General features: G+C 61.2%; 17 protein-coding genes. 10 read left to right on the plus strand and 7 right to left on the minus strand.

The window, feature by feature from the left end; all coding sequences use genetic code 11:
• Positions 1-124: 124 nt before the first annotated feature.
• Both Q0899_RS00545 and Q0899_RS00550 read right to left on the minus strand, forming a co-directional pair.
• Positions 125-1,069 carry an alpha/beta hydrolase gene (locus tag Q0899_RS00545; protein ID WP_299190708.1) on the minus strand — a complete coding sequence of 315 codons (945 nt, stop codon included), beginning with the start codon at positions 1,067-1,069 and terminating at the stop codon, positions 125-127.
• Positions 1,066-1,353, minus strand: coding sequence for an SCP2 sterol-binding domain-containing protein (locus Q0899_RS00550; RefSeq protein WP_299190710.1), 288 nt, complete (start codon positions 1,351-1,353; stop codon positions 1,066-1,068). Before Q0899_RS00550 ends, Q0899_RS00545 begins: the two co-directional genes overlap by 4 nt.
• A gap of 72 nt (positions 1,354-1,425) precedes the next feature.
• Between Q0899_RS00550 and Q0899_RS00555 the strand changes: the two genes are divergently transcribed.
• From Q0899_RS00555 to Q0899_RS00575, 5 genes are all read left to right on the plus strand, one after another.
• Positions 1,426-1,986: a tetratricopeptide repeat protein gene (locus Q0899_RS00555; RefSeq protein ID WP_298292761.1), complete on the plus strand. Its 561-nt coding sequence runs from the start codon at positions 1,426-1,428 to the stop codon at positions 1,984-1,986.
• 39 nt (positions 1,987-2,025) lie between these two features.
• On the plus strand, positions 2,026-4,716 hold the full coding sequence (locus Q0899_RS00560) for a helicase-related protein (RefSeq protein WP_299190712.1): 2,691 nt from the start codon (positions 2,026-2,028) through the stop codon (positions 4,714-4,716).
• A gap of 111 nt (positions 4,717-4,827) precedes the next feature.
• The gene (locus Q0899_RS00565) at positions 4,828-5,202 is read left to right on the plus strand and encodes an RNA-binding S4 domain-containing protein (protein WP_299190714.1); all 375 of its coding nucleotides are present in this window, start codon (positions 4,828-4,830) and stop codon (positions 5,200-5,202) included.
• A 51-nt stretch (positions 5,203-5,253) separates the two neighbouring features.
• Positions 5,254-5,589 carry a ferredoxin FdxA gene (gene fdxA / locus Q0899_RS00570; RefSeq protein WP_298292756.1) on the plus strand — a complete coding sequence of 112 codons (336 nt, stop codon included), beginning with the start codon at positions 5,254-5,256 and terminating at the stop codon, positions 5,587-5,589.
• Between the two features lie 221 nt (positions 5,590-5,810).
• The gene (locus tag Q0899_RS00575; protein WP_298292754.1) at positions 5,811-6,320 is read left to right on the plus strand and encodes a CarD family transcriptional regulator; all 510 of its coding nucleotides are present in this window, start codon (positions 5,811-5,813) and stop codon (positions 6,318-6,320) included.
• A gap of 54 nt (positions 6,321-6,374) precedes the next feature.
• Here the strand turns inward: Q0899_RS00575 and cobS are convergent, their stop codons facing one another.
• Positions 6,375-7,139 (minus strand): adenosylcobinamide-GDP ribazoletransferase, encoded by a 765-nt coding sequence (gene cobS / locus Q0899_RS00580; protein ID WP_299190717.1) that lies wholly within the window; start codon positions 7,137-7,139, stop codon positions 6,375-6,377.
• Positions 7,140-7,237: 98 nt separating this feature from the next.
• Between cobS and cobT the strand changes: the two genes are divergently transcribed.
• Both cobT and Q0899_RS00590 read left to right on the plus strand, forming a co-directional pair.
• Positions 7,238-8,248 carry a nicotinate-nucleotide--dimethylbenzimidazole phosphoribosyltransferase gene (gene cobT, locus Q0899_RS00585; RefSeq protein WP_299190719.1) on the plus strand — a complete coding sequence of 337 codons (1,011 nt, stop codon included), beginning with the start codon at positions 7,238-7,240 and terminating at the stop codon, positions 8,246-8,248.
• A 64-nt stretch (positions 8,249-8,312) separates the two neighbouring features.
• Entirely contained in the window at positions 8,313-8,693 is a 381-nt protein-coding gene (locus Q0899_RS00590) for a DUF1801 domain-containing protein (protein WP_299190721.1), read from the plus strand.
• Positions 8,694-8,701: 8 nt separating this feature from the next.
• Here Q0899_RS00590 and Q0899_RS00595 read toward each other — a convergent pair whose 3' ends face one another.
• Complete coding sequence (locus Q0899_RS00595) at positions 8,702-9,514, minus strand: cyclase family protein (protein ID WP_299190723.1); 813 nt, start codon at positions 9,512-9,514, stop codon at positions 8,702-8,704.
• A 60-nt stretch (positions 9,515-9,574) separates the two neighbouring features.
• Positions 9,575-10,042, minus strand: a complete 468-nt coding sequence (locus tag Q0899_RS00600; RefSeq protein ID WP_298292745.1) for an Lrp/AsnC family transcriptional regulator — start codon at positions 10,040-10,042, stop codon at positions 9,575-9,577.
• Positions 10,043-10,178: 136 nt separating this feature from the next.
• Here Q0899_RS00600 and hppD point away from each other — a divergent pair, with 136 nt between their 5' ends.
• Positions 10,179-11,276, plus strand: coding sequence for a 4-hydroxyphenylpyruvate dioxygenase (gene hppD, locus Q0899_RS00605; RefSeq protein WP_299190725.1), 1,098 nt, complete (start codon positions 10,179-10,181; stop codon positions 11,274-11,276).
• Between the two features lie 49 nt (positions 11,277-11,325).
• A complete protein-coding gene (locus Q0899_RS00610) occupies positions 11,326-11,868 on the plus strand; it encodes a flavodoxin family protein (protein ID WP_299190727.1) in 543 nt (180 codons plus the stop codon).
• 96 nt (positions 11,869-11,964) lie between these two features.
• Here Q0899_RS00610 and Q0899_RS00615 read toward each other — a convergent pair whose 3' ends face one another.
• Complete coding sequence (locus Q0899_RS00615) at positions 11,965-12,426, minus strand: GNAT family N-acetyltransferase (RefSeq protein ID WP_298292740.1); 462 nt, start codon at positions 12,424-12,426, stop codon at positions 11,965-11,967.
• A 3-nt stretch (positions 12,427-12,429) separates the two neighbouring features.
• Positions 12,430-13,185: an SDR family NAD(P)-dependent oxidoreductase gene (locus Q0899_RS00620; RefSeq protein WP_298292738.1), complete on the minus strand. Its 756-nt coding sequence runs from the start codon at positions 13,183-13,185 to the stop codon at positions 12,430-12,432.
• Between the two features lie 191 nt (positions 13,186-13,376).
• Here Q0899_RS00620 and Q0899_RS00625 point away from each other — a divergent pair, with 191 nt between their 5' ends.
• A complete protein-coding gene (locus tag Q0899_RS00625; protein ID WP_298292735.1) occupies positions 13,377-14,951 on the plus strand; it encodes a Re/Si-specific NAD(P)(+) transhydrogenase subunit alpha in 1,575 nt (524 codons plus the stop codon).
• Positions 14,952-14,956 lie beyond the last annotated feature (5 nt).

A 14,956-nucleotide genomic window follows, 5' to 3' on the forward strand; every position in this document is an offset into this window, starting at 1 on the left:
AGACAGAATGGTGCGGGGGAAACCCCGTCTCGCGGCCACGATCTATTGGCGGGCCCGCTTTTCACGAACATTCCCACCATGAGCAGATGCGGCAACGTCGGCGGGGCAGGACCCGCCGGCGCAATCAGGCGTGTTTGGTAAACAATGCGTCCGCAGCCTCGTAGACCTGCTCGCGCACAGCTTCGCATTCCATGATGATCTCGTGCTCACCGTCTTCGATGATCACCAGCTCGCCGTTTGGCCAACGGCCCATGCGGTCATGGATGGCGTCTTTGTCCACGATCCGCTCATTCGTGCCGAGATAGGTCAGGCACGGCACATTCGGCGTTGGATGCGCAGCAAGCGCGCGGCATTCGCGCAGGGCGTGGTTGAGCCAGCTGAGCGTCGGGCCGCCAAGGGCGAGGTCGGGGTATTTGGTGACCTGCCGTTTCATGTAGTCGAACATCTCGGGGTCGGTGGTCAGCATGTTGTCGTCAAACGGGTTGGACAGCACATATGTCTCCGGCAGCGTGCCCGGCGAGATAATGTTGCCCAGCCCAAGGTTATGCGCCGCCGTCGAGGCGACCCAGCCCAGGGACCGTTTGCTGTTGGTCATCGCGATGCCCCACATCGGGCCGGTGAAGACGGCGGAGGTGACCGTCAGGTCTTCGACCAACGCACGCAAGCCGATGCAGCCGCCCATGGAATGGGCAAACAGCGACAGCGGTTTGGGCAGCGCGAGGTCTTCGACCAATCCGAGCAGCGTGGCCACGTCGGTTTGGTAGTCTTTGAAGGACCCCACATGGCCCAAGGCGCGGTCAGGCAGCAGGCGGTCCGCCAAGCCTTGGCCCCGCCAGTCGATGACCACCACGGCGTATCCGCGCGCGGTGAAGCCAGCGGCGGCACGGCCGTATTTCTCGATAAATTCGGTGCGGCCGGGGAACAGCAGCACCGTTCCCTTGGTGCCGGTCTCGGCTCCCCAAACGCCTGCACGGATTTTGACCCCGTCAGGACAGGTCAGCCAATAGGCTTTGCCATCGGCGGGGCCATCGGCCACGTCCGCATGCAGAGGCGCAGGGGTCAGCGTCACGACAGGACGGCACCCAGTTTCATGGCTTGGCCCATGTCGCCATCGACGGCGAGCTTGCCGGACATGAAGGCTGCGGTTGGGTTCAGGTCACCGTCGAGGATGGCCTCGAAGGTTTCGGCGTCTGCCGACATGGTGCATTCCGCGCCTTCGTCGCCTGCGCGCACGCCGTTTGCGTCAACCATAATGGCGCCTTCGCCTTCGATGGCGAACTTGACCGAGCCGTCAAAGCCGCCGTCCAATTTTGCCGACAATGCTTCTACCGCTTTGGTAATGACGTCGCTCATGTCTCAATCTCCTAAAAATGTGAGTGGCCCGCTCTCGATTTTTGCTGCGGACCCGCTAGAGTTACAGACGTTATGAAGTTTTCAACACATATCCTCAACACTGTCGTTGCGGCATTTTTGCTTACGGCACCGGTATCTGGGCCGGCATTCGCCGACGAGGCCGAGCTCAACAAGCTTTTTGACAGCCTTGCCGAGCCCGAACAAGAAAATTGGGAAAGCATAGAGAAGGCGATTTGGCGGGAATGGTCCGATAGCGGATCCAAGGCGATGAACCTGCTGCTCAATCGCGGGCGGCGCGCGATGAGCGACGGCAAGATTGAAGAGGCCATCGACCATTTCACCGCGCTGACCGACCATGCGCCGGATTTTGCCGAAGGCTGGAACATGCGCGCGACCGCCTATTTCGGGGCGGGGCATTACGGGCTGTCGATCGCCGATATCCAACGCACGTTGGCTTTGAACCCCCGGCACTTCGGCGCCATGCAGGGTTTGGGGCGCATGTTGGAGGAATTGGATGACAGCCAAAACGCGCTGACCGCCTACCAGGCGGCTTACGCTATACATCCCCACCGGCCCGGCCTAAAAGAGGCGGTAGAGAGGCTGGAACAACAGGTGTCCGGCCAAGATTTGTAACGCCAATTTCGGCCCCAACCAGCGAAGCCTTGCCCACGCATGACTGGCAACGCACGGGTGACGGCGGTCCTGGGACCGACCAACACCGGCAAAACCCATTACGCCATTGAACGCATGCTGTCGCACCGCACCGGTGTGATCGGCCTGCCGCTGCGCCTGCTGGCGCGCGAAGTTTACGACCGCATCGTGGCCCTGCGCGGCCCATCAGTGGTGGCCTTGGTCACGGGCGAGGAACGTATCGTGCCAGAGCGCGCGGCCTATTGGGTTTGCACCGTCGAGGCCATGCCCGAAGGGATGGGGGCCGATTTTGTGGGTATCGACGAGATCCAGCTTTGCGCGGACCCCGAACGCGGCCATGTATTTACCCAGCGACTGCTGACCTCTCGCGGGCTGCACGAGACGCTGTTCATGGGGGCCGACACGATGCGCAGCGCGATTGCGGCGATGGAGCCCAAGGCGCAGTTTCTGAAGCGGGAGCGGTTTTCGGAGCTGAGCTATACCGGCTCCAAGAAGGTCAGCCGCCTGAAAGCGCGCTCGGCCATTGTCGGCTTCTCAGTTGAAAACGTCTATGCCATTGCGGAACTGATCCGCCGCCAAAAGGGCGGCTGCGCGGTGGTGATGGGCGCGCTGTCGCCTCGGACGCGCAACGCGCAGGTCGAGATGTACCAAAACGGCGACGTCGATTATCTGGTGGCCACGGACGCCATCGGCATGGGGCTGAACCTCGATATCGACCATGTGGCCCTGTCGTCGCTGACCAAATTCGACGGTCGCCGGATGCGGCCTTTGCAGCCCAACGAGCTGGCGCAGATTGCAGGCCGGGCAGGGCGCTACATGCAGCCCGGCACATTCGGCGTCACCGGCGAGGCGCGACCTCTGGACGAGGCGGTCGTCACGGCGATCACGGAGTCGAAGTTCCTGCCCGTCAAAAAGCTGCAATGGCGCAATGACCGGCTAGAATACGGCTCCATCGACCGGCTGATCCGGTCCTTGGAGATGCGCACCGATGATGAATGGTTGTCACGTGCCCGCGACGCCGACGATCTGACCGCGCTGAAAGCGCTGTCGCAGATGACGGATGTCACGGCGCGCACCTCAACGCCGCAGGATGTCAAACTGCTGTGGGATGTCTGCCGTATCCCGGATTTTCGGGGGATTTCGAGCGGCGAACATGCGGGCATGTTGGAAGTCATCTACGGCTATCTGCATGACAAGGGCCAAGTGCCAAACGACTATATGGCCCGCCAAATGGCCCGGATTGACCGCAGTGACGGCGACATTGACACATTGTCGAAACGATTGGCCTATATCCGCACATGGACCTATGTGGCGCAGCGCAAAGGCTGGGTTGTTGACGAAAGCCATTGGCGCGGGGAAACCCGTGCGGTAGAAGACCGCCTGTCGGATGCGCTGCATGGCGCGCTGACCCAAAGATTTGTCGACCGGCGCACATCCGTGTTGTTGCGGCGGTTGAAGCAGAAGGAGAGCCTTGTGGCTGACGTGAATGAGACCGGTGAAGTCACCGTTGAGGGCGAGCTGATCGGCAAGCTGGACGGGTTCCGCTTCAAGCAGGCGGATACCAGTTCCTCGGACGAGGCGAAGACGTTGAAACAGGCGGCGGTCGCAGCCCTTGCCCCGCATTTCAACCTGCGGGCCGACAAGTTCTACAACGCGCCGGACACCGAAATGGATTTCACCGAACAAGGCGGCCTGATGTGGGGCGACATGGCGGTGGGCAAGCTCGCCAAGGGCGACGACCCGCTCAAGCCAACGGTCGAGCCTTTTGTCGATGACGAGGCCGGTGCCGATGTGGCCGAAAAGGTCAAACGCCGTCTACAGCATTTCATCGACCGCAAGATCGCGGCGGCCTTTGAACCGATGATCGCCATGTCCGGCGACGAGACGCTGACCGGGCTGGCCAAGGGCTTTGCCTTCCAGATGTCGGAGGCGTTGGGCGTGATCCCGCGTGACGTGGTTGCGAATGACGTGAAGGCCTTGGACCAAGACGCGCGCGGCGCGTTGCGCAAGCACGGCATCCGGTTCGGCCAATTCACCATCTTCATGCCTTTGCTGTTGAAGCCCGCGCCGACGCGCCTGCGTCTGGTGCTGTGGTCGCTGCAGCAGGGCTTGTCGGAATTCCCCGAAGCCCCGCCCCCCGGTCTGGTCACCGTGCCAGCGGTCAAGGACGCGCCTGACGGGTATTACACCAACGCAGGCTACCGCCTGGCTGGCGAGCGGGCCATCCGGATCGACATGCTGGAACGCCTGGCGGACCAGTTGCGCACCGAGGATTCGCGCGGCGGGTTTGAGGCCAAACCCGACATGCTGTCGATCACCGGTATGACGCTGGAGCAGTTTGCCGACCTGATGGGTGGTCTGGGCTACAAGGCCGAGAAGGGCGAACGGGTGAAGGTCAAGGTGGTCGCCGAGAAGCCCGTCGAGGAGGCCAAGCCGGAAGGCGAAGCAGCCCCGGAAGCGGAAGCACCTGCCGAGGACGCAGCACCGGAGATGGAGGTGTTCTACACCTTCAAATGGGGCGGCAATCGCGGGGCGAAGCCCCAGCGCCCGCCGCGCAAAGACGGCGGTAAGCCTCGCGGAAAGCCGAAAAGCAAAGGGGCTCCGCGCGACACCAAGGCGCAAAGCTTTAAGGCCCGCCCTCCGAAGAAAGAAAAAGCCATCGATCCCGACAACCCGTTTGCGGCAGCCCTGATGGGGCTGAAGAAAGACTGATCCGGCGGGATCCAAATGGGCGCTGCGCGCAAGTGATGTTTTTGCGTTCTTGGAGGGCTTTGCCCTCCGCCACGCGGGCATCCTCCCAGCATATTTCCGGCAGAAAGAAGCATGTCTGACGCGCGCGAGACCATAAGGTTGGACAAATGGCTGTGGCAGGCGCGGTTTTTCAAGACGCGCACGCTGGCGGCCTCCGTCGTGAAGGCGGGCAATGTGCGGGTGAATGCGACCAAGATTGCCAAACCGGCCTTTCAGGTGGGCGAAGGGGATGGGATTACCTTCCCGCAAGGAACACAAACGCGTGTTGTGGTCGTAGTTGAATGCGGCTCAAGACGCGGACCGGCATCTGAGGCGCAAGGTTTGTACCATGACAAGACCGTGTTTGAGGAGAAAGTTCCGCGCACCGTCACCCCTTGGGGAAAAGGTCGCCCCACCAAGAAAGATCGCCGCACCCTGGACCTTTCGCACAAGCCCCCGCTTGAATGATGCCTGATTGCGGATTACGACACTGCCAACAGATTTACTCGGACAAACCCCATGACCTATATCGTCAATGACGCCTGCATCGCCTGCAAATACACCGACTGCGTCGAAGTATGCCCCGTGGACTGCTTCTACGAGGGGGAGAACATGCTGGTGATCCACCCCGATGAATGCATCGATTGCGGCGTCTGCGAACCGGAATGCCCCGCTGATGCCATCCGCCCGGATACTGAGCCGGACATGGACAAATGGGTGGAGTTCAACCGCAAATATTCCGAGAAATGGCCGGTCATCATCACCAAAAAGGACCCGCTGCCCACCGCCGACGAAATGGACGGCAAAGTGGGCAAGATGGAGCTGTTCTCCGAAAATGCGGGCGAGGGCGGCTGATTCGGGCGTTTGGCCCCCCATTTAGAGATACTCAACGTGGTATGAGCCGCGCCGCCCTTTAAGGGGGGGCGTTTTTGTGCTATGTATACGTCAAGGATGACAGCGCCAGGCCGCCTTTCGGAGCGGGGAGAAACCAGCGCTTAACCATATGAAAATGAATTCGGATGTGACCGGGGGGCTTTCCACCGGCCCTGTCCGATTTGCTGTGAAAGTGAGTATTTATGAGCAAGAAGAAGCAAGACTTCAGCCCGAACGAATTCGTGGTGTATCCAGCCCATGGCGTCGGCAAGGTTGTCAGCATTGAGACGCAGGAAGTCGCAGGCATCGAGTTGGAGCTGTTTGTTGTGGCCTTTGAAAAGGACAAGATGACCCTGCGCGTTCCAACGCACAAAGCGCTGGAAGTGGGCATGCGCCCGCTGTCTTCGCCAGACCTGGTTGGCCAGGCCTTCAAGACGCTGAAAGGCAAAGCCCGCGTGAAGCGCGCCATGTGGTCGCGTCGGGCGCAGGAATATGAGCAGAAGATCAACTCGGGCGACCTAATTGCCATTGCCGAAGTGGTGCGTGATCTGCATCGCCACGGCGACCAGCGTGAGCAGAGCTATTCCGAGCGTCAGCTTTATGAAGCCGCTTTGGAGCGTCTGACCCGTGAAATCGCGGTCGTGCAGGGCAATGACGAGCCGTCGGCGATGAAGGAAATCGACGACGTGTTGATCAGCCGTTCCGCGGCTTAAGCCTTTCGAAACATCTGCAAGCGCCGCTCCTTCAAGGGGCGGCGTTTTGCGTTTCTACAGCGTTGCGACGAGGGCGATCAGTACTGCGGCTTCGGTCACTTGCTGGGTCGCGCCTAGGACGTCGCCGGTTTGGCCGTCGATTTTTGATTTCGCCAGTTGGCGCAAGGCAAAAACTGCCAAGGCGGCGGTGGCCAATACCCAAATTGCACTTAGCCCTGTGACCAGCAAAGCCGCGATTGCTGCGATGCTAAGCGCGGCAAACATCACCTCCTGCTCCGGCCTTCCTGTGTCTGCGGAGAGCCCTCCATCGCGCGCATTTGGCAAGGTCGCCATCACCTGCACCATGGCTGCGCGCGAGACTACGGGTGCCAGAAGCATCGCCCAGACTGCGCCGCCAGCCAGCAGTTGTGTGCAAAGCGTCCACCGCGCAGCCGAGACAAGTATCAACGCCAGTACGCCGTAGGTGCCGATGGCGCTGTCTTTCATGATCTCCAAGCGGCGCGCCTTCTCCCAGCCGCCCCAGAAACCGTCGGCGCAATCCGCCAGCCCGTCTTCATGCATGGCACCTGTGCTCATCACGAGGCTGGCCATGAAGATCAGCGCAGCAACTGGCGCGGGGACGCCCAACCATAGGGCAACCATGGCCAAAACTGTGGCCAAAGCAGCGACCACCAGCCCCACGATGGGGTAGGCCCATGCAGCTTGGGCGGAGGGGCGGTCTTTGTCGGACCAATCGGCCGCAGGCACCGGCAGTCGGGTCAGAAGGTTCAGCGCGATTTTGAGATCGTTCACCAGAATCTTGGGCGAGGGCAAGGGCATGTCGGTTTTGGGCCACTCCGGGGCGTGCAGGGTCTTTAGGTCGGGACACGCTACGGCTAGAAGGGCTGGGAACACAATCTCAAACAGATGGCCCGCCGATGACCGCTCCGTTTTCCACCCTTGCAGACTTTCAAACGGTGCTCGCCGCCCAAAGCGGGCCGGATGCCGCCGCATTGGCTGGCGCCCAAGACCGCAACGGGCAGCTGACCAAGCCGCCGGGCGCGTTGGGCCGCTTGGAGGAACTGGCGATCTGGTACGCGTCGTGGCGCGGCAACCCGAAGCCCAGCATCGACGCCCCGCAGGTGATCATCTTTGCGGGCAACCACGGCGTCACCGCGCAGGGCGTGTCCGCCTTCCCGTCAGAAGTCACGGCGCAGATGGTGATCAACTTTGAACATGGCGGGGCGGCGATCAACCAGCTGTCCAAGGCGTTCGGGGCCAAGATGGATGTGCATGCGTTGGAGCTGGACCGCCCCACGCAGGACTTCACAGTTGAGCCCGCGATGTCCGAAACGGATTGTGTCATCGCGCTGCGCACCGGCTGGGACGCGGTGAACCCGAAGGCGGATTTGCTTGTCACCGGCGAGATGGGGATCGGCAACACAACATCGGCGGCGGCCATTGGCTGCGCGCTGTTTGGCGGTGAGGCGGGCGACTGGACCGGGCGTGGCACGGGCGTGGACGACGCGGGGCTTGCGATCAAAACCCGCGTGGTGGCCGAAGGCTTGGCGCTGCATGACACGACTGACCCGTTGCAGGCGTTACGCTGCCTTGGTGGCCGCGAATTGGCGGCCATGGCGGGCGCAATTGCGGCGGCGCGGCAGCATGGCATTCCGGTGATCCTCGACGGGTTCATCTGCACGGCGGCGGCTGCGGTGTTGGAGAAGGCGCAAAAAGGCGCGTTGGATCATGCGGTTGCGGGGCATCTGTCCGCCGAAGGCGCGCATCAGAAGATGCTTGATGGGTTGGGCAAAGAGCCGCTCCTCTCCCTCGGGCTGCGTTTGGGCGAGGGGTCGGGCGGCGCATTGGCCATTGGTGTGCTGAAAGGGGCCGTGGCCTGCCATTCCGGCATGGCGACCTTCGCCGAAGCTGGCGTGAGCGACGGCTAACTTGAGCAAGATTTGTGAAAAGCACCTGCGCTAGGCTTGGCATATCCCAGCTTAGGAGCGCATGATGCTTGATATGACCCTGACCACTTTGCCCGCAGTTTTCGACGACATGCCGGAGGCCGAAGCCGCGACGCTACTGGAGGCCCGCGACCTGATCTACGCAGAGGCTGCGCGGCTCGGCGTAGGCCCGTTGGAAGAAACCCTGAAATGGGGCCAACCGTCTGTTGTGCCGCCGAAGAAATCCGGCACCACGATCCGGCTGGGCTTGCTGGGCGGCAAGGCCGCGCTCTTCGTGCATTGCCAGACCACGATTATTGATCAAGCCCGCGAGCTGTTCGGCGGCGTCGCCGAATTTTCCGGCAATCGTGCGTTGGTGCTGGGTGGCGACCCGAGGGCCACCACCCATGTTATTTGCGCGGCGCTAACTTACTACCAGAAGCGCTAGCCCCTGATCTAAACCATCGCGAAGATGCGCGCAGGGCCGCCGGTCCCGCCGCGATGCTTGGGCGCGCCGATGATCAACGTGGCTCCGGCTGCGGGGACCCGGTCCAGATTGGCAAGGTTCTCGATCCCGAAACGACCGGTGGGCAACCACGCGTAATGGGTCGCGAAGTCGGCCGATATGCCATGATCAAGCGACAGCGTGTCTGACGCGATGGACCCGGCACCGGTTTCCAGCAGCATCTGCGCGGCCTCCACATGGAAGCCGGGGTAATGCTGCGCGGTGCCGTCAAAGCCGCGATACTCGTCGCCACCGGTTTTCGCCCCCCATCCCGAATGCATCGCAACGCAGGCATGGGCGGGGATGTCGCCATTGGCGTCAATCCAGGCCTGAATGTCGTCCGGCGTCACCTGGGCGTCCACGTCTTCCGCCGCCTTCGCCGCGATGTCGATCACGCAGAGCGGGGCCACCAGATTGGACACCTCGATCTCATCCACCGACAACCCGTCCGCCGAAAAATGCAGCGGCGCGTCGATATGGGTGCCGGTATGTTCGTTGATGGCGAGGTTGAGCAGGTTGAAGCCGTTATCGGCGAATTTGAACGTCTGCTCGGCGCTGTAGCCGGGCGCGCCGAAATATGTCGGGAAGTCTTCGCTCAGCGTGTGCGTCAGGTCCTCCACGGTTCCGTGCCCGGCGGCCAGCGCGGGCGGGGCGGAAATGGTCGAGGCCATTGCTGCCGCCCCGGTCAGTGCTGCGCCTTTGAAAAAGGACCGACGGGACAGCATCTTTTCTTTGACGGAATTCATCACACAGATATCACACATATCGAAAACTCCTTTTTGTTTGAGGATCGCACCCTGCGGCGCGCTCACGGGGAGTTCAACTCACGGTTTCGTGGGAAGCGGGCTGTCCGCCTTGATCTGGTCCATCACGATCTGGCTCTGCACCCGGCCCACCGCCGGATGGGGCAGCAAAATGTCCTGCACAAGCCGGTTCAGCGCCGCCAGATCCTCGCAAATCACGCGCAGCAGGTAGTCGGCGTCGCCGGTCAGGGTCCAGGCCGCAATAATTTCGGGCTGGCGGCGGGTGAGGCTCAGAAACGCCTGATGCGTCTCAGGCGTGTGGGTCGCGGTCTGCACCTGCACAAAGGCCTGCACGGTCAGCCCCAGTTTGGCGGGGTCGGGGCGCGCCACGTAGCCGGTGATGTAGCCGTCCTGCTCCAGCCGCTGTTTGCGTCGCCCCGCCTGGCTGGGCGAGAGGTTCAGCACCTCGGCTAATTGTTGGGACGTCATATGAGCGTCGGTCTGCAGCGCATCCACGATGCGCAAGTCGGTCTTGTCTAAGGTGTCCATGCGGAAATCTCGCGTGAATGTCGTAAATGATGACTGAAGAATAGCATATTTTTCGCTAACGGCCATGAGAATGCGCACAATGTGCGCCCCTCAAGCGGTATGATGCACCCAACATGCAGTCACAGGAGTATTCCCCATGGGCCCTTTCCCGCACGACGCCCCGAAATCCACCATTTCTGAGGCCAACCCGGCCGGCACTGACGGGTTCGAATTCGTAGAATTTGCCCATCCCGACCCGGACATGCTGCGCGAGACCTTCGCGCGCATGGGCTACATCCACACTGCGACACATAAGACCAAGGCGATCGCGCTCTGGCAGCAGGGCGACATCACCTATGTGCTCAACAACGAGCCCGGCAGCCACGCGCTGAATTTCGTTGAGGAACACGGGCCCTGCGCCCCCGCCATGGCGTGGCGCGTTGTCGACGCGGAGCATGCGTTCAAGCACGCGGTCGCCAAAGGCGCGACACCCTACGAGGGCACTGGCAAAACCATGGACGTGCCCGCCATCGTGGGCATCGGTGGCTCGCTGATCTATTTCATCGACCAGTATTACGAGGCGAACCCCTATAACGCCGAATTCAACTGGGTCAGCAAAACCCATCCCGAGGGCGTGGGCTTCCACTATCTCGACCACCTGACGCATAATGTGCACAAGGGCAATATGGACGTCTGGTTCCGTTTCTACGGCGACCTGTTCGGCTTCAAGGAAATCCGGTTCTTCGATATCGAGGGCAAACATTCGGGGCTGCTGTCGCGCGCGCTGACGTCCCCTTGCGGCCGCATCCGTATCCCGATCAACGAGGATCGCGGCGAGACTGGGCAAATCGTTGAATACCTGAAGCGCTACAATGGCGAGGGCATCCAGCATATCGCGGTCGGCGCCAAGGACATCTACGCGGCCACCGACCAGATCGCTGAGAACGGCGTCAAATTCATGCCCGCCCCGCCCGAAACCTACTACCCGCTCTCCAAAACGCGGGTCAAAGGCCATGAAGAACCCATCGAGAAGATGAAAAAACACGGCATCCTGATTGACGGCGAAGGCGTGGTCGGCGGGGGCGAGACGCGTATCCTGCTACAAATCTTTTCCAAAACGGTGATCGGCCCGATCTTCTTTGAATTTATCCAGCGCAAAGGCGATGACGGCTTTGGGGAGGGCAACTTCAAAGCGTTGTTCGAAGCGATCGAGCAGGACCAGATCGACCGAGGCGTGCTGAGCGCCGCCGAATAGGGTTGAAAATTTGACGCGCCCCTTGTTCTCTGAGGAAAATGGGGGCCGCATGCCAAATATCGAAATCGTCAGCTACTCCGGCACCGGCAAGACCACCGAATTGGCGGAAATCATCGCCGAGGCCGCCGATGCGCGTCTGTGGACGCTTCCCCATGACGGCGAAACCAAGAAGAAGATGTGGGACGCGCTGGACGATGCCGACACGATTCTGTTCGGCAGCCCCACTTATATGGGCGGCCCCGCATGGCAGTTCAAACGCTTCGCGGATGCGACGGGCGAGCGGTGGTACAACCGCGACTGGCAGGACAAGCTGGCGGGGGGATTCACCACGTCAGGGTCGACCAATGGCGATAAAGGCGAGTGCCTGTCCTATTTCATCACGCTGGCCAACCAGCATGGGATGATCTGGGTGTCGTTGGGGCAAAACTCGCCGCCAAGCCGGACCAACACCGACACGGCCACCAACTGGACTGGGGCCAATGGTGGGGTCATGGCAATCGCGGGGCCTGGGGGTATGCCGCAAGGGGATTTGCAAAGCGCGCGGGCCTACGGGCAAAGGGTGAAACAGCTGACCGAAAGGTTCGCCGTCTAGGTTTCTTTCTGCCCCAAATATGCCCGCCGGAGGCGGAAGAATTTTCGGCGAAAATTCTTCAAATTTCTTACTTTAAGAAATTTCCACCGCCCCGCATCACAGGTCCTTGAACATCCGAAAATTGGGGATCTCGACACCGTTGCGGGTGACCACCTGTGCCGCCTCCACTTGCCAGCCTTGTTTGGCGAAAAAAGATTTCGCCAGGTGGCTCGCCTCGGTGGTCATCATGGTGAACCCTTGCTTGCGGGCCTCCGCTTCGATCTTGTCATATAGGTCCGAGGCCGTGCCGGTCCCCATCTTGTCCGGGGCCACATAGGCCATGTCGACATGCGACAGTTCCAGCAACTGCATGAAGCCGGTGATGCGGCCGTCTTCCTCAGAGACGAAGGTGGTGTCGCGCGCCAGTTTGTCCGGCCAGCTGTCCGGCATCCGTTCATCCGGCACCCAGGCGGTGCGTTGCTCGGTGGTGTAGCGGGTCTTTGCACCCAGCCGGACGGCGTCAAAGAAGACGCGGTAGGTCGCCTCTGCATCGTCCAAACTGTAGGCGCGGACCGTCATGGCTCAGACCTGTCCGCCCGCAATTTCAATGGTTTGTCCGTTGACGCTTCCAGAGCCTGCGCCGCACAGCCAGGCTGCGGCCTCACCAATCTCGCTGGCCTCTATCAGTCGCTTATGGCGGTTGGACCGCACCATCGTGCCCAGCGCGTCCTCCTTGGACATGCCCGCCCGCGCCGCGATGTCGTCGGTGTTGCGGGTCACAATCGGGGTGTCGACATAGCCCGGGCACAGCGCGTTGAACGTGTAAGGCCCGCCCATGTAATCCTCCGACAAGCCGCGAATGAGCCCGATCAGCCCATGCTTTGAAGCCGAGTATGCCGGCGCACCCCGCAACCCGCGCACCCCAGCAATCGAGGACACGGCAATCACGCGGCCCCAATCGGTCGTCAGCATCGAGGGCAGGCAGGCCTGTATCGTCAACATCGCCCCATCCAGATTCGTGGCCATCGTCCGCCGCCAGAACGCCAAATCCATCTTGGAGATGGATTTGCCCTCGGCAATCCCGGCATTGGGCACGCAAATTTGAACGGGCCCGTTCTGCGCAATCGCGGCCTCAACCACCGACGCAGTGGCATCGGGGTCAGTCACATCCAATGCCAGTGGCAACCCGCCAAAAGACGCCGCAGCGTCTTTGAGCACGTCAATCCGCCGTCCGGTGATGGTGACCGATGCGCCTTGCGCAGCAAGGCTTTGCGCAATGGCCAGCCCGATGCCGGTGCCGCCGCCGGTGATGAACGCATGTTTGCCCGATAAATGCATGCAACCTCCTATTTCCACGTCAGATTACCCCAACAGCCGCGCAAATCCAGAGAGACATAAAATTGCATACAAAGGCACACTTGCGACATTTTGTTACTTTACCTATCGTCGCGCTTTACGTTTCGGGACGCCAAGGATAAGAGCAGAGTTCTGCGAGTTACATTTCATTTGAGCCACAAAAGGAGGGCCACATGAAAATCGGGGCACCCAAAGAGACATTTGCCGGTGAAAACAGGGTCGCGATGACACCTGAAAGCGCGGTTCTGCTGCAAAAGCTAGGCCACGAATGCGTGATCGAATCCAAAGCGGGTGCTGCCGCAGGGTTCTCAGACAAAGCTTACAAAGATGCGGGCGTTGAGGTCGTGAAATCCGCCACGGCGCTGTGGAAGGCCGCCGACGTTATTGTCAAAGTACGCCAGCCCACGACCACCGAACAAAAGAAGCTGGTCTCTGGCAAGACACTGATCTCATTCTTCAATCCAGCTGCCAACGAAAAAGGCATGAAAGCCGCCGCCGATGCTGGTGCTACGGTGATTGCCATGGAAATGGTGCCGCGCATCAGCCGCGCCCAGAAGATGGACGCGCTGTCCTCCATGGCCAATATCGCGGGCTACCGCGCGGTGATCGAGGCGGGCAACAATTTTGGCCGCTTCTTCACCGGTCAGGTGACCGCCGCCGGTAAGGTCCCGCCTGCCAAAGTTCTGGTCGTTGGCGCGGGTGTTGCGGGTCTTGCTGCTATCGGCACGGCGACCTCGCTTGGTGCCATCACATACGCCTTCGACGTGCGCCCCGAAGTGGCGGAGCAGGTCGAATCCATGGGCGCGGAATTTGTCTTCCTCGATTTCGAGGAGGAAGCGCAAGACGGCGCGGCAACAGGGGGTTACGCCGCCGTCTCTTCCCCTGAATTCCGTGAAGCCCAGCTTGCCAAATTCCGCGAACTGGCCCCCGAGGTCGATATCGTCATCACCACGGCGCTGATCCCGAACCGTGAGGCGCCCGAGCTGTGGACCGAGGACATGGTGAAAGCCATGAAACCCGGCTCCGTCATCGTGGACCTCGCGGCGGAGAAGGGCGGCAACTGCAAGCTGACCGTCATGGACGAGAAGATCGTCACCGACAATGGCGTCACCATCATTGGCTACACCGATTTCCCAAGCCGGATGGGCGCGCAGGCCTCGTCGCTTTATGCCAACAACATCCGCCACATGATCGCTGATCTGACGCCTGAGAAGGACGGCAAGATCAAGCACGACATGGAAGACGACGTGATCCGCGGCGCGACCGTGACGCATAAGAAAAAGGTCACATGGCCACCCCCACCGCCCAAGGTGGCGGCAATCGCGGCGCAGCCTGCGAAGGAAAAGCCCAAGGAGCTGACCCCCGAAGAAGTCCGCGCCAATGAAGTGGCGGCCTTCAAGCAAGAGACCAAAACCCAAGTGACGCTGATCGCCATTGGCGCGGCGCTGCTATTGGCCGTGGGCCTCGTGGCCCCGGCCAGCTTCATGCAGCATTTCATTGTCTTTGTGCTGGCGGTGTTCGTGGGCTTCCAGGTGATCTGGAACGTCGCCCACTCGCTGCACACGCCCTTGATGGCGGTGACCAACGCGATCTCCTCGATCATCATTTTGGGCGCGTTGACCCAGATCGGGTCGGGGTCCTTCCTGGTGGTCCTGCTCGCGGCGGCGTCGGTGTTTATGACCGGCATCAACATTTTCGGTGGCTTTCTCGTGACACGGCGCATGCTCGCCATGTTCCAGAAGTCGTAAGGGGT

The sequence above is a fragment of the uncultured Litoreibacter sp. genome, from assembly GCF_947501785.1.
GTDB lineage: Bacteria > Pseudomonadota > Alphaproteobacteria > Rhodobacterales > Rhodobacteraceae > Litoreibacter.